Raw genomic sequence first — 14,019 nt, 5'->3', positions numbered from 1 at the left:
TCCCAATGTCAACACTCGTGCAAGTACAAGCGGCGGCGGTCGTCGTGGCTGAATTTCTGTTCGGAGAGATGCTGCTTATCGGCTTTTTTCGGGTCGGTCAGCTCACGCTCGCCAGGGTTCGCAAATCCTAATTATTTCGGTTTAAACCCGCTTTTTGGGGAGATAAGCACCCCGTCCAAAACCCCTTTCATCCTTTTTTATGTTCAAGAATCCCCTCAACTTGGCTGCTAACCTGGTGGTTGCCGGTCAAGCCTACCAACCCTCCAAATTGGAGCAGCGCGCTTATGCCCTGCTAACCGTGCTGGCCCTCTCGATGGGTGCCGCGAAGGCCCAAAGCGCCGAGGCCGCCCTGACCCAAGTAAAGGAAAAGGTCATCGGCATTGTGCAGGTCATTTTCGCTATTATTCTCATTATCGGCCTGATTCGGGTGGTCATGAAGTTCGTGCAAGGTGCGCCGGATGCGCTGGGTGCGCTCGGCTGGCTGGTGGGTGGCGTTCTTCTCTGGTTCGGCTTCCAGCTTTTCAAGGACGACCTGGTAAGTGCCGTAGGTGGCAGCACGGGCGGCGGGCTGGACCACTAAGCAGCCCTCATGCGCTCTTATAAAAGCATTGAGCGACCGGCTCAGGTCCTGGGGATGAACCTCCAGGACCTGGGCATTCTGGTTGGCTTGTTCATCGGTTCCGTGCTGCTGCTCGGCTTTTTAGGCATGGCGGTAAAGATTCCGCGCATGGTCTATCTCATCGTCATAGTGGGGGAAATCGGCCTCATCATGGGCTTGCGCTACCTCACCAGGACGCAAGCACCCGGCTTCCTGATGGGATGGCTTTCCTACACCTTCATTCAGCCCCGCCGCCTGGCCGTGGGGCCTTTACCAACTCCTACTGATGGCAAAAAAACCAAAAACGGCCGCGTTTGACGCGGTAATGCCGGTACATTCCTTTGAGGAGAACAAGGTTGTTTTCAAGGATGGCCGGGTAGCCATTGGCTTCCTGGTCGAGCCGGCCGAAATGGAGAGCTGGACCGTCGAGGATTACGACACCTTCCAAACCTCGCTCGTGGGCGTCATGCGCCCGCTGCCGGTGGGCACAGTGGTTCAGAAAACCGACATCTACTACGACCGGCCTTATCGGGAAGATAAAACCCAACAGACCTACTTCGAGGGCAAGATGAACAAGCACTTTTTCGAGCGGCTGGTGCTGTTCCAAAAATCCTACCTGTTTATCTCCTTCGCCCCGGTGGCGGTGAAAGCCACCAAGACCAACGCGGTAAACGCGCTGGTGTCGCGGGCCGGGGAATCCATCATTAAGAATCCCTTCGCGCAGCTCGTGCAAACCCTGGAGGTGGCCGAAACCAGTGCCGTAGAATTTGTGCAAGGCATCAAAAACCTGGGCGGCGTGACGTTTGAGCGCATGACCAGCCTTCAAATTCACCAACTCTACCTCCAATACTTTAACCTGAATTTCGACGGTCAGCCTACCCGGCAGGAGCGCGAAATCGGGAATGACATGGGCTCGCTGAGCGTCGGTGAGCACAAGGTGAATATCCTTTCGATGGTGGGCCAGGGCAGCGAAGCCCACACGGCGGTAAAGAACAGCTACGGGGTGACCGCGCCCATGCTCTACCCGCTCACCCACGTTTTGCAGTGCCCCCACGTCCTGACGCAAGCCATGCTCATTCAGGACACCCGCGCCGAGCTCAGCAGCCTGGACACGGACCGCAAGCTAAACGGCTCCCTCTCGTTCCTATCCACGCAGGATAACGCGCTGCGGGCGGCGGAAGTCGAGGAGTTTACCGCGGAAGTCCGGGCCGAAAACAAGCAAATCGTGGGCCTGCACCTGTCGGTGATGCTGTGGGACACGAACGATAACAGCCGACGGGAAAACATCGAGAAGGCCACGGCGGCCTTTCGCTACATGTTCGGCACGGAAAGCGTGGTTGAAAGCTACCTGGCCCTGCCGGTATTCTTCGGCCTGCTGCCGGGTAACGGCTACCAGGTACCGGACCGCTGGCTGACCTGCTCGGCCGACCGGGGCGCGTGCTACGCCCACTGGACCGCGACCTACAAAACCGACCCGGTAGGGGAGTTCCTGACGGACCGCTTTCGCAACCTGGTCCAGGTAAACCTCTTCAACACCGCGCTGGACAACCAGAACGCGATTGTTATTGGTCCCTCCGGCTCGGGCAAAAGCTACACGTTCGGCAACCTGATTGTGCAACGCTTCGAGAAAGGGGCGCGGCAAATCATTATGGACGTGGGCGGCACCTACCGCAACGTGCTGCAATCCCTCAACGGGGAAGATTTTGATAACACGTATTTCGAGTACGACCCGGCCCGCCCGATTGAGTTCAACCCGTTCGTGGTGCCCCGTGACAGTGCCAACAAATGGATTTACGGCGACGAAAAAACCAACTTCCATCTGGCGCTGCTGGCGGCCCTCTGGAAGGGGGGCAAGGACACGGGCCTGGATAAGTCGGAGCGTACCATCCTAAGCCGTTTTCTGATTGAATACTACGTGTATCTCAACGAGGATGATAAGCTGGGCCAGAAGGACGAGGAGTTTCCCGGTATGGAGAGCTTCTACCGCTTCGTGGAACGCTACGACGAGGACATGCAAAAAGTGGTGGCGGCGGCCGGCGACGGCATCACCCCGGACCCCCTGGACGGGGCGCGCCGGCAATACCAAAAGAACCTGAAATACATTGATATGCACCAGTTTTTCCTGGTGCTGGGTCAATACGTGACGGGTGGCCGCTACGAGAAGGTCCTCAACGCGCAGCGCGACGTGGACCTTTCCGAGTACCGCCTCATCTGCTTCGACCTGGCCAAGGTGCAGGCCGACCCGGATTTGTACCCGGTGGTGGCCATGCTCATTACCGAGCTGAGCCTGGACCTGTTCCGCAAGTTCCCGGATGCGACCAAGTATATCGCGCTTGATGAAGCCTGGACGATGCTAAGCGGCGTGCTATCGGAATTTATCGAATCCATGTACCGCACCATTCGGAAAACGAACGGCTCGGTCACCATCATCACGCAGGGCATCACCGAGATTACCAGCAGCAAGATTGGGCCGGCCATCATCAACAACTCGGCTACTAAAATCATCCTGCGGCACATTAACCCGGATTCACTGGCTCAACTGCAACCTCCGCTCGGCCTGACGGGGCACGAAATGGACCTGATTAAGTCGGTTCGTTCCACGGATTCCCTGCGCGAAATCTTCATTAAGCAGGGCGCGAAGGGCAAAATCTTTGGGGTAGAAGCTTCTCCTCAACTGGATGCTATTCTGACTTCTAAGCCCGTCGAGCGCAACTACCTCAATAAGCTGGTGAAGTTCTACCAGCAGACCAATCGAAAGCCCGTGCTGGACAAAGCCGGCCGCTTGAAGCTGGACGAGGAGGGCAACACGGTCTATGAGGAGGTCAAGGTTCAACGCCTGGATTACGCGGTCGACCAGTTTGTCGAAGATAAACAGGCCCGCAAGGGCGTTCTGGCCAAATGAGCAGCTGCTATCTAATGGTCGCCTACGGGGCGGACCCGGGTTTTCTGACTGCCTGCGACCAGACGCTGCAAATCGTGCTACGCGCCTGCCGCTTCATCACGCCCACGTTTATGCTCATAGCCTTGCTCTACACCATCGGGCGGGGCTTTGTCAGCGGCAACAGCCTGGCAATGGACTGGGGGCCGATTATCAAGGCGGTCTGGATATTCTTCCTGCTCTTTTTCTACAAGGAGCTGGTGGATACGCTCAGCTCGGGCGTGGCCAATTTCACCCGGCTCTTTGCGCTTCCCGATGGCTCTACGGCGGCTTCCATGATGGGCGCTACCATCAGCGCGGGCGAAACCCTGTCCCAAAAAACAGTCGTCGAACAAGCCACGGATGAGATAAGCAACCTGCTAAAAACCATTACCTCGTTCAGCCTGACCAACATTCTGCTGCAACTCATTACCGGGGAGGTGGTCCTGCTGATTCGCCAAATCATGCAGTTCATTCAGCAGTTCATCTTGGGCTTCCTGTTTGTCTGCGGGCCGATTTCCATTTGCCTCTCGGTGGTGCCGGCGTTCGGCCAGCTCGCGATGAAGTGGCTGCAAAACTTCCTGGCCGTGCAACTGTGGGGCCTGTCGTTTGCGCTGCTGGACTTGCTCTACACCTTCTACACGGCCACGAATACCACGTTCGGCGGGGTTTTCTCCGGCCCCCTAAGCCCCACGTCGGCAGAAACGGATACCAAGCAACTGATTGTATCAGTGGCCTTCATCATGCTTTACCTCATGGTGCCCTACCTGACGAGCCTTATCATCGGCTCCTCGGCGGCTCAGGGCTTCGTCGGCTCGGTGGTCGGCATGGCTGCCTCAGCGGCGGCGGCGGGTGCCGGCGTCGCGGCGGGTGCGGCGGGCGGCGGACACGGCGTTTCCGGAGCCATCGGCCGCGCTATGGGCGGCGGTAGCTCTGGTGGTGGCAGCGCCGTTGGTTCGGTATTGACCGCGCCAACTCGCCGATGAACGAGGTGGGGGAGCGTGAGTACGACCTCACTGACGTGGGCTATAAGTACCATATGAGCGACTACGCCGCCGCCTTGGGCCTAGCCAACATCACCGGTTTTGCCGACCGTCTAGCTCGCCGCCGTGGGCTGGTGCAGCAGTACAATGAAGGACTGGCCAACATAGCAGGCCTCACGCCCTTCGACCGCAAAGAAGACCGCCAGAGCGCCGACTGGCTCTACGGCTTCCACGTCGAAGACCGACTGGCGTTTATTCGCAAACTAAAGACAAGCGGCATAGCTGCCTCAGTGGTCCACGACGGTATCGACCATAATACACTTTTCGGCGGTAAACGCATGGAACTAACCCAGCAGCGCCGCTTTGATGAAACTCAGATTCACATCCCCTTGCACGATGATCTGACGAGTGAGCAAGTTGCTTACATCATCGACGTTATTCGGCAGGGTTGGTAAGCTCGATTATGAAAATAGTATTGTTTGGAGCCTCGGGCTTCGCCGGCCGCAACGTGGCCGACATGCTCAGCAGCCATGAGGTGGACTTCGTGGGTACTTCGCTCACGCAGGGCCTCGATCTGCGCGACCCGGCGGCTACGGCGGCGTTTTTACGCGAGCACCAGCCCACGCACATCATCAACTGCGCTGCCCACGTGGGCAGCCTTAACTACGTGAGTCAGCAGGCCGCCACCGTGGTGGCCGACAACTCGCGCATGGTGCTGGGCATGTACGAGGCGGTGGCCCAGGAGTGTCCGCAGGCATTAGTCATTAATCCGATTGCCAACTGTGCCTACCCGGCTACGGCCGGCATCTTTCGCGAGAGTGAGTGGTGGGATGGTCACCTACACCGCTCGGTGCTGAGCTACGGTACAAGCCGTCGCTTACTGTGGGCCACCGCCGAGTGTTTCGATATGCAGTACGGTGTGAAAAGCATTCATTTGCTTACACCTAATATGTACGGCCCCTATGATTCGACCGACCCGAACAAAGCCCACGCCCTAAACGCGCTGATTGCCAAGTTCGTGAAGGCCAGGCATACCCAGCAGCTCGAGCTGTCCGTGTGGGGCACCGGCGTGGCCATCCGCGAGTGGCTGTATGCGCCCGACTTCGCCCGGCTTGTCTGGGACGTGTTGCAAAACCCTGACCGCCCCGGCCTGTCCCAGCCCACCAACCTTGCCCAGAACAACGGCCTGAGCGTTAAGGAACTGGTCGGCATAATCCAGGACAAGTTTGACTACCAGGGCCGTCTGACCTGGGACACGAGCAAGCCCGACGGTGCCCGGAAGAAGGTAATGGACGATGCCAAGTTCCGGGAGGTATTCCCTAGGTTCAAGTTTACGGACTTTCAGGATGGTATCGCCGAAACGGTTAAGTATTACGAATCGGTTTTCCCGTACTAATGGCCGGCGCTCCTTCCCAACCGTTGCGCTCGGCGCAGTACGATACGGCCCTGCTGCAAAGCTGCGGTGATGATGTGTTTATTAGTGCCAATGTAGAAATTCGTCGGCCACATTTGGTGCGCGTGGGCAGCCACGTCGCCATCGACTCGGGCGTGTACCTGACTACGGCCGCCGAGATTGGCGATTATGTGCACTTGTCGCCCTATCTCACCATCATTGGCGGAGCGCAGAGTAAGCTGGTGGTGGAGGATTTCGTGACCATCGCGGCGGGCAGCCGTTTCATCTGCGGCTCCGACCGGTTTATGGGCGATGGCTTCACGAGCGTGACCGCGCCCGACGAGTACCGCGACACGGTGGACTTCGGCACCATTCGCTGCGGGCGCTTCGCCGGCATCGGCACCAGCGTGGTGGTAATGCCCAACGTTATGCTAGGGGAGGGCTGCGTAATTGGGGCCTGCTCCCTGGTAACCAAGGATACCGAACCCTGGACCGTGTACGTGGGAGTACCTGCCCGGCCCGTGAAGGTGCGGCCCCGCGAGAAGATGCTGGAGTACGCGAAGAAAATGGGGTATTAGATACTTTACTAGATTAAATAATAAGTCAGACAGTCATGCTGAGCTTGCCGAAGCATCTCTATCGCACACTGCATCAATAGTTAAACGACACGGCAGCGGTGCTTCGACAAGCTCAGCATGACCGCCTGATCAAGCATCAAGTACCAAGTACTAAGCATCAAAAGATGGCCGATTACAAACTTTCCTACGTTCTGACGACCTATAACAAGCTGCCATATCTGCGGGAGGTGGTGGCGCGGTTGGTGGCGGCCCGGCAGTCCGACGAGGAGATTGTGGTCTGTGACGGGGGCAGCAACGACGGGACGCCGCAGTACCTGCGGGAACTATTTGAAGCGGGTCAGATTCAGCAGTTTGTGAGTGAGCGTGACAAGGGCGAGGCGCACGGCTTTAACAAGGCCATGCTAATGGCGCGGGGTGAGCTGCTGAAGCTGGTTACCGACGACGATGCTTTTTGCTACCCGGCCATTCGGGAGGCGTGCGACTTCATGCAAGCCAACCCAGCGGTGGATGTGCTGACGGGTAACTGCGGCCTGATTCACATGGAGCGGTTGGAAACGGCGTCGCTATATGACGATGTGGCCGACAACTTCCGACGCTGGCTTAATGAGCGGGAAGTGGTCTGGATGATTGGGCTGCCGCTGCTTATCCGGCGTAGCTCGTTGGCAATTACGGGCTTGTTTCATACCGGGGTGGTGCAGGTTGATACCGAATTCACGTACCGGATTACCAGCCTGAAGGGCGTGAGCCTAGCTTGGAGCACGGCGGTCATCAGCACCCGGCTGGAAAACCCGCAGAGTAACTTCAGGGTGATGAACCAAGGCAAGGCGGCCGATGCCAGCACACAGGAATCGGACCGGATGCGCTACTACTACGACAAGCAGTATGGCAACGACCTGGGTAGCCTGCTACGGCAGCGCGTGCCCTACGCCGAGTGGCTGAAGCGCCCGCTGCGTCCGCTAAAGCGTGCCCTCTTCGATGCCCTGCAACGGCCCCAGTACCAGGGCAATGCTACTTTGCCGACGGGCTACGTTGCGCCCGCTGCCACGCCCAACGAAGCAGCCCGACTGGCCGCCGCTTTTGTAGTGGCCGACGAGTTTATGGCCGCCTACAACGCGGCGCACCCCACCGATTTTTTATTCAAGCAACAAAACCTGACCAAAGCCTTGGCCTAGCGGCGGGTTCTCCTGATTTTTTCTTCTTAGCTGAATTCACACTACTATGGCCAAAGTTGCCCTCATCACCGGAATCACCGGCCAAGACGGGGCCTACTTGACCGAACTGCTGCTCGAAAAAGGCTACGATGTGCCCGGCATTAAGCGCCGCTCGTCGCTGTTTAACACGGACCGCATCGACCGCCCGCTGGCCGATGGGCACGACAACAAAAACCCGCCCCTCACCAACCACTACGGCGACCTCTCGGACTCGACCAACCTGATTCGCATCATTCAAGAAGTGCGGCCCGACGAGATTTACAACCTCGGAGCTATGTCACACGTTAAGGTCAGCTTCGATACGCCCGAGTACGTAGCCAACGTGGATGACATTGGTGCCCTGCGCATTTTGAAAGCCGTGCGCCTATTGGGCCTCACCAAAAAAACCAAGATTTACCAAGCCAGTACCTCCGAGCTGTCCGAGCTGTCCGAGCTGTCCGAGCTGTCCGAGCTGTCCGAGCTGGTGCAGCAGTCCGAAACCGCGCCCTTCTGCCCCCGCTCGACCTATGCCGTGATCAAGCTCTACAGCTACTGGATTAAAGTGAAATACCATGAGGCCTACGGTATGTTTGCCTGCAATGGCATCTTGTTCAACCACGAGAGCCCACTACGTGGCGAAACCTTCGAGACACGCAAAATCACCCGCGGTGTGGCCCAGATAGTGTTGGGAATGCACGACAGTATTGCCCTGGGCAACCTAGATGCCAAGCGCGACTGGGGCTACGCCAAAGATTACGTGGAAGCTATGTGGCGCATCCTGCAACGGGACGAGCCCGAGGACTTTGTGATTGCCACTGGCATCACCACCACCATGCGCGAGTTCGTACGCCTAGCCTTTGCCGAGGTGGGTATAGAATTAGCTTTCGGGAGAGAAGGCGTAGAGGAGATTGACAGAGTAGTGGCCTGCGCCAAGCCTGAGTACCAGGTGCCCGTGGGGCAAGTGGTACTCAGGCTTGGACCCGCGCTATTTCCGCTCCACCGAAGTAGAACTGCTCATCGGCGACCCCAGCAAATGCAAGTCCAAGCTGGGCTGGGAACCCAAGTATGACCTGTTTGCCTTGGTGCAAGATATGGTCCGGGCCGACGTGGAGTTATTTGAGCGCGACGCTTTCCTATTGAAGGGCGAGCACAAGGTGAACTGGAGGTACGAGCAGCACCCGTAGCTTAACAATAACAGATTTATAAGCGCTTAATTGGAAATCAGTAATATAACGCATACCGTACTGCTTATTTAATCCTGTAATAATATGCAGCGTCGGTTTCGACAGTTTTTCCAGCATAATATTTTAGCACTGGCGCAGCGCAATTCATTTGCGCGTAATTTTGCTGTCACCTTATCTGGCACAACACTGGTGGCTGCTATTGGCTTTGTGCTTACGCCTTTTATGTCACGCATTTATCCGCCGGCGAGCTATGGGCAATTTGCAATATTCAGTGCTTTAGTAAGCAACCTAAATACGCTTACTACCTTGGGGTATCCAGGAGCTATGCTACTACCACGTTCAAGGCAACATTTCTTAGCGTTGGTACACATAAGCCTGATACTAACAATCGGGTCAGTCATCGCAATTGGTATTGCCTTAAAGGTGGCAGCCCCGGCACTCAGTGCTTTTCTCAATATTGAGGGTTTAGGTAGGTGGATGTATGCAGTACCACTTATGTTGCTCTTATTTAATCTGAATGCGATTATGTTTACATGGTATACCCGTGACAAAGCATTTGCTAAACGCGCGGGAGTAGATGTATCAACGGCTCTGACCAGCAAAATCTTTACTATCGGCTACGGATTATTATCAGGCGGCGCAGTAGGGGGGTTGCTCTTTGGGGAGTTTTTCAATAGAACTGTTACCATGCTAGCACTTTTCTTTGGTGGGATAAAGAAAAATGTCAGGGAACTTTGGACGAGCTTTAATTGGCAGGAAATAAAGCAAATGGCCCTTGAGTATAAAAATTTTCCTTTGTACGTTTTGCCTGCGAATTATTTGAATACTATTTCGTCACAACTGCCCATATTTGCGCTTACCACAGGATTTGGTACCACCGCTGTCGGGTTATACTCGTTCTCTGTCAGCCTTATGGAAATTCCGATTAATCTGATTGGTAATGCAATTGGGCCAGTTTTTGCCCAAAAGGCGGTAGAGGTCCACTATAATGAGCCTGCGAGGTTACCAGTAATAACGCTGGATCTATATAACAAGCTCATCTATTTAGGTGTAATACCCTTCGGCTTTATCACCATATTCGGTGATTGGATTTTTAAATTTGCTTTTGGAGCTCGATGGGAAGGTGCGGGGTTATTTACTGCTTTTCTAGGTTATTATTACATACTTAAGCTTACTTCTCTATCTACTTCGGGTATTTATGCGGTACTTAACAAGCAGCGCTACTTACTTATCTCAAATACAAGCACTTTGCTGGCTAGAGGGTTAGGACTTGGTATTGGGCTCTACTTTAAAGATGTGAAGATAGCCATGCTGCTCTTCGGCGCGGGAAGCTTTCTAAGTGCTTTTGGCACAGACCTTCACATATTATACTTGCTCCGTCTGCCTATTGCCCGTATTGCACTGCGAACTATACTCATCCTGAGTGTAATGCTGGCCATTTTCTACTCGTTGCGGCTGGCACTTGTACGCGTCGGCTTCGATTCATACCTATAGCGCATATCCGTGATGCCTCACTGGCCGGAAAAAACCTTCTCACCAGCCGTGGCATTTGAAATGAACTGATTTAACTTCTTTTTGATAAAAACATACCTGAAATTTTTCTATGCCTACTATCAGAGGACTACAGTTTCGCGTTGCGCAGGGCCTCCGCTCGGTAGCGGATACTATCTTTAGGCCCGATGGGAATGAAATACTGAACATTGGAAGTGAGCGCATCGGCTCTAAGGGTAAGCGGGCGCTCATCAGCTATGTGCACCGGGCTATTCCGTATTATGTGGCGGGAAATATCGAGAAGTTTCCCCGGCTTAATGAGCACACCATGTACTGGGAGTCAACCGAAATGGTGCGGCAGCTTAACAAAGCCGGGTATATCGTGGATTACTACGATGCATTCAATGCTGGGGTATTGCATGTCGATTGGGACCAGTACGATTTGGTTATTGACGAACAGGACCGCATCGGAGCAATGGGAAATCTCCGTCCTGACCTGACCAGAATATTCTACTGCACCGGCAATCACTGGCTGTTTCATAACCGCGCTGAGCTATCCCGTATTGAGTCATTTTATGAGCGCCATGATATATACGTGGCCCCAGAGCGGCAGATAACCGCCAATTTCGCTGACCAGACGGCTGACTACATGACGTATTTCGGCGCGCCTTTTCAGACTGAGCGTTTCAACCGTAAGATTCCCAAGCATTTACTCAATATATCAGCAGTTTACGAACCAGCTTACCGTCAGAAGGATTACGGTAAAGCGCGCAAAAATTTCATTTGGCTTGGTAGTCACGGGCACCTGCTGAAAGGATTGGATGTCGTGGTGGAAGCTTTCGTTCAGACCCCCGACCTGCACCTATATATCTGCGGCAACGCTGAGCGCGAAACTCATTTCTGGAACTGGCTGCAACCATTGCTGGCTAAGCATTCCAACCTGCACTACATGGGCTGGATGGATGTTGGGGGCGCTAAGTTTGCGGAGTTGGCAAATACCTGCGCAGGTACAGTGTACGCCAGCTCCACTGAGGGAGGGGCTGGCTCGGTGGCTCAACTCACGCACTATGGGCTGATTCCGGTGGTGACCGAGTCGGCAGCAGTTCGCTCGGCCGAAGCCTACGGCATTGTCATCCGCAGCCAGGACCCCTTGGAGATTGTGCCGCTGCTGGTACAGAGTATCCAGGAAGTGGCCGACCTACCCGAAGCCGACCTACACGCCCGCAGCCAGGCCGTGTATGACTTTGGCCGCCAATACCATACCCGTGAGGCGTATGCTCAAAGCTTCGCGGCCCTGCTCGAACGCGTTGTGAAGTAAGCCCAGCCCAGCACCCACTGCCATTGGCTCAGACCTATTCGTTATGCCCATTACTACGCTACTCGTCAAGTCTTTCAACCGGCCCTACTACCTCGACCGCTGCCTGCAAAGCATCGCCGACCAAGTGCGGGGCGAATACGAAGTGGTGGTGCTCGACGATGGGACCCCGCCGGCTTACCTAGATGAGATAACGCGTCGCCACCCTAGCGTACGTATCGAGCCTTCGGCCTTGTATGATGCCAAAGTGGCGCAACTGGCCGCGCACGTGGCTGGCACGGCATCGTTCAGCCTGCGCATCATTCCCACCAAGCTGTGGCTGAATGGCGTGAAGCAGGCCTCCGACATCTTTTGCATGCTAGAAGACGACATATGGGTGACGCAGCCCTTCGATGTGGATGCCATGACGGCCTACATGCGGGAGCGGCAGATAGTGCTGGCCAAGATGTACTGGGGCGGCGACCCAAGCAGCTTTGAAGGCAAGCTGGCCGGGGGCGTGGCGGGCCTGCGCGAGTACGTGCCGGCCCTGCCCAAAGGGCCGGAATGGTTCACGCGGATGCTGCTGCTCAACACGTTCAAGTCGCAGTCGGTGCTGCACCGGCTGGGGCTGGTGCCCGAGGGCATCTATTACCAGCTGCCGTTCTACGGGCTGTATTCGGTGGCCTCGGCCATGTTCGACAAGAACTACTGGCTGCACCTGTGGCCCGCCGAGCAGCAAAAGGCCAACGAGGTGCACCAGCTGGCCCGCGCTATGACCTGGACCAAGCGCCGGCCCGCCCGCTTTGCCAAGGCCGAGCAGGAGCTGACGCAGACCTCGTTCATCACCTCGGCCACTAACAGCTTTGCCGACGTGGAGTTCGATGTTTTTGCCGGCAATCATTACCTGAATGAAGCCTGGCTGCACCGCCGCTTCGACGCGATGGCCGGTTACCCGCGCGACTTCGACCCCGAGTACCTGCGTCCGGTGTTTGACCAAGCTAATGACCCGCGCTGCACTTACGCCAACTGGCAGCGCTGGATAGTGCGTTTCAAGCAGCTCTACGCCAGTATGGGCGTGGTGGTAGATTGAAATAAAAGCATTTAATCAAAGTAAAATTCATTTCTATGTTAGGTATGTTATCAAGCCGCCACAGGGCGTGCGTAACACCAAGTACTAAAATCGTTGGGGCTTAGGAAGCAAAAGTGAGAAAAGAGGGCGTAACTTCTTGTTATGCAATCAGATAATCGCTATTATAAGTGCAGCAAAATTTCGGAGGTCAAATTCCGCTACTTGCTGCGGCTCTTTGCCCTGGATTTGACGGCCTCGGACGCGGCCCGGCTCACGGGCTTGAGCTTGCGAGCGGTCAACGAAATCTACCTGCGCTTGCGCACCGGTTGGTGGCGTGGAGCCCGGTGCCGGCCGAGTTGGCGGGGGCGGTCGAACTGGATGAGAGCTACTTCGGTCCGCGGCGGGTGCGCGGCAAACGGGGCCGGGGCGCGGGCGGCAAGACCATTGTCTTTGGCCTGTTCAAACGCGGCGGGCAGGTGTACACGGAAATTGTCCCGGATTGCTCGAAAAAGACGCTGCAAGCCATTATTCGCGGCAAAATCAACGCGGCGGCGATGGTCAACACCGACGGCTGGCGCGGCTACGACGGGCTGGTGGACGTGGGCTTCGACCGCCACTTCCGCGTCCGCCACGGCCAGGACGAATTCGTCCAGGGCGCCTCGCACATCAACGGCATCGAGTCCTTCTGGAGCTTTGCCAAAGCCCGCCTTCACCAGTTCAAAGGCGTACCAAAACACACCTTTTTGCTGCACTTGAAAGAGTCCGAATTTCGCTTCAATCATCGCTACGAGGACTTCTATAAATTGCTCCTTAAATTACTTCGTCAACAGCCCCTCTAGGACGCTTTGCTTCCTAAGCCCCAATCGTTTTATGAAAAGCCATCATTATTCTTTTGTTAGCAATGATTTATCTAAACAAAAGGCTATTTATTATCCTTCGCTTACTGGAATAAGGGCTATTGCGGCTTATATGGTGGTCCTTTTTCATATCGCTCAAGATTTTCAAAAAGAAGAAAGTCATGAGATTATTAGCACAATCGTTTTGAAGTTTTTTCTAGAGTGGCATATCGGTGTCACTATTTTCTTTGTCTTAAGCGGCTTTTTGATAACAATCCGCTATGCTGGTCGTATTGAACCAAGCTTAGGTTGGGCGAAGAAATATATGAAGAATAGGTTCGCGCGAATTTATCCAATATATTTCTTGTTAACAGTCACGACATTTATTGAAACTGTTCAGGAAGTAGTCAGGGCGAGGCAGAAAGGAAAAGACTCCCACAAAAGCGGGAAATTTGAGGTGCGACCCATCTCCTTTCCCTCCCTCGT

13 protein-coding genes and 2 pseudogenes are annotated in these 14,019 nt (G+C 55.3%); all 15 read left to right on the top strand.

What is annotated here, in order from left to right; translation table 11 throughout:
- Positions 1–5: 5 nt before the first annotated feature.
- Positions 6–131 (top strand): hypothetical protein, encoded by a 126-nt coding sequence (locus BEN47_RS22445; RefSeq protein WP_262490382.1) that lies wholly within the window; start codon positions 6–8, stop codon positions 129–131.
- A gap of 68 nt (positions 132–199) precedes the next feature.
- Positions 200–580, top strand: coding sequence for a hypothetical protein (locus tag BEN47_RS06615; RefSeq protein WP_070726494.1), 381 nt, complete (start codon positions 200–202; stop codon positions 578–580).
- A 9-nt stretch (positions 581–589) separates the two neighbouring features.
- Positions 590–916: a hypothetical protein gene (locus tag BEN47_RS06610; RefSeq protein WP_125921545.1), complete on the top strand. Its 327-nt coding sequence runs from the start codon at positions 590–592 to the stop codon at positions 914–916.
- A complete protein-coding gene (locus BEN47_RS06605; protein ID WP_125921544.1) occupies positions 885–3,500 on the top strand; it encodes a VirB4 family type IV secretion system protein in 2,616 nt (871 codons plus the stop codon). The genes BEN47_RS06610 and BEN47_RS06605 overlap by 32 nt, the downstream gene beginning before the upstream one ends.
- A 14-nt stretch (positions 3,501–3,514) precedes the next feature.
- A complete protein-coding gene (locus BEN47_RS21355; RefSeq protein ID WP_070726486.1) occupies positions 3,515–4,501 on the top strand; it encodes a hypothetical protein in 987 nt (328 codons plus the stop codon).
- Complete coding sequence (locus BEN47_RS06595) at positions 4,498–4,953, top strand: DegT/DnrJ/EryC1/StrS family aminotransferase (RefSeq protein WP_070726484.1); 456 nt, start codon at positions 4,498–4,500, stop codon at positions 4,951–4,953. The genes BEN47_RS21355 and BEN47_RS06595 overlap by 4 nt, the downstream gene beginning before the upstream one ends.
- 8 nt (positions 4,954–4,961) lie before the next feature.
- Positions 4,962–5,894, top strand: coding sequence for an NAD-dependent epimerase/dehydratase family protein (locus BEN47_RS06590; RefSeq protein WP_070726604.1), 933 nt, complete (start codon positions 4,962–4,964; stop codon positions 5,892–5,894).
- Positions 5,894–6,469 carry an acyltransferase gene (locus tag BEN47_RS06585; RefSeq protein ID WP_083322186.1) on the top strand — a complete coding sequence of 192 codons (576 nt, stop codon included), beginning with the start codon at positions 5,894–5,896 and terminating at the stop codon, positions 6,467–6,469. The genes BEN47_RS06590 and BEN47_RS06585 overlap by 1 nt, the downstream gene beginning before the upstream one ends.
- 164 nt (positions 6,470–6,633) lie before the next feature.
- On the top strand, positions 6,634–7,641 hold the full coding sequence (locus tag BEN47_RS06580) for a glycosyltransferase family A protein (RefSeq protein WP_070726482.1): 1,008 nt from the start codon (positions 6,634–6,636) through the stop codon (positions 7,639–7,641).
- A 46-nt stretch (positions 7,642–7,687) separates the two neighbouring features.
- Positions 7,688–8,843, top strand: a pseudogene (gene gmd, locus BEN47_RS06575) (GDP-mannose 4,6-dehydratase).
- Positions 8,844–8,927: 84 nt separating this feature from the next.
- Positions 8,928–10,337 carry an oligosaccharide flippase family protein gene (locus tag BEN47_RS06570; RefSeq protein ID WP_083322185.1) on the top strand — a complete coding sequence of 470 codons (1,410 nt, stop codon included), beginning with the start codon at positions 8,928–8,930 and terminating at the stop codon, positions 10,335–10,337.
- 109 nt (positions 10,338–10,446) lie between these two features.
- The gene (locus BEN47_RS06565) at positions 10,447–11,652 is read left to right on the top strand and encodes a glycosyltransferase (protein WP_070726478.1); all 1,206 of its coding nucleotides are present in this window, start codon (positions 10,447–10,449) and stop codon (positions 11,650–11,652) included.
- Positions 11,653–11,695: 43 nt separating this feature from the next.
- Complete coding sequence (locus BEN47_RS06560) at positions 11,696–12,718, top strand: glycosyltransferase family 2 protein (protein ID WP_070726476.1); 1,023 nt, start codon at positions 11,696–11,698, stop codon at positions 12,716–12,718.
- Positions 12,719–12,859: 141 nt separating this feature from the next.
- Positions 12,860–13,536, top strand: a pseudogene (locus tag BEN47_RS06555) (IS1595 family transposase).
- 31 nt (positions 13,537–13,567) lie between these two features.
- Positions 13,568–14,019, top strand: a 452-nt coding sequence (locus tag BEN47_RS06550) for an acyltransferase family protein (protein WP_139147353.1), incomplete at its 3' end; no start/stop codon positions are given.

Origin of the sequence: Hymenobacter lapidarius, from assembly GCF_001816145.1 — a bacterium.
In the GTDB taxonomy this organism is placed as follows: Bacteria; Bacteroidota; Bacteroidia; order Cytophagales; family Hymenobacteraceae; genus Hymenobacter; species Hymenobacter lapidarius.
Note: the sequence above shows the minus strand (reverse complement) of the source record. Positions and strands in the feature narration are given on the sequence as shown.

What these genes read in the sequence shown, in the direction of transcription:
- BEN47_RS06605 (WP_125921544.1), top strand. Translation starts at nt 885, where the DNA reads ATGGCAAAAAAACCAAAAACGGCCGCGTTTGACGCGGTAATGCCGGTA.
- BEN47_RS06580 (WP_070726482.1), top strand. Translation starts at nt 6,634, where the DNA reads ATGGCCGATTACAAACTTTCCTACGTTCTGACGACCTATAACAAGCTG.
- BEN47_RS06590 (WP_070726604.1), top strand. Translation starts at nt 4,962, where the DNA reads ATGAAAATAGTATTGTTTGGAGCCTCGGGCTTCGCCGGCCGCAACGTG.
- BEN47_RS21355 (WP_070726486.1), top strand. Translation starts at nt 3,515, where the DNA reads ATGGTCGCCTACGGGGCGGACCCGGGTTTTCTGACTGCCTGCGACCAG.
- BEN47_RS06585 (WP_083322186.1), top strand. Translation starts at nt 5,894, where the DNA reads ATGGCCGGCGCTCCTTCCCAACCGTTGCGCTCGGCGCAGTACGATACG.
- BEN47_RS06570 (WP_083322185.1), top strand. Translation starts at nt 8,928, where the DNA reads ATGCAGCGTCGGTTTCGACAGTTTTTCCAGCATAATATTTTAGCACTG.
- BEN47_RS06560 (WP_070726476.1), top strand. Translation starts at nt 11,696, where the DNA reads ATGCCCATTACTACGCTACTCGTCAAGTCTTTCAACCGGCCCTACTAC.
- BEN47_RS06565 (WP_070726478.1), top strand. Translation starts at nt 10,447, where the DNA reads ATGCCTACTATCAGAGGACTACAGTTTCGCGTTGCGCAGGGCCTCCGC.
- BEN47_RS22445 (WP_262490382.1), top strand. Translation starts at nt 6, where the DNA reads ATGTCAACACTCGTGCAAGTACAAGCGGCGGCGGTCGTCGTGGCTGAA.
- BEN47_RS06615 (WP_070726494.1), top strand. Translation starts at nt 200, where the DNA reads ATGTTCAAGAATCCCCTCAACTTGGCTGCTAACCTGGTGGTTGCCGGT.
- BEN47_RS06610 (WP_125921545.1), top strand. Translation starts at nt 590, where the DNA reads ATGCGCTCTTATAAAAGCATTGAGCGACCGGCTCAGGTCCTGGGGATG.
- BEN47_RS06595 (WP_070726484.1), top strand. Translation starts at nt 4,498, where the DNA reads ATGAACGAGGTGGGGGAGCGTGAGTACGACCTCACTGACGTGGGCTAT.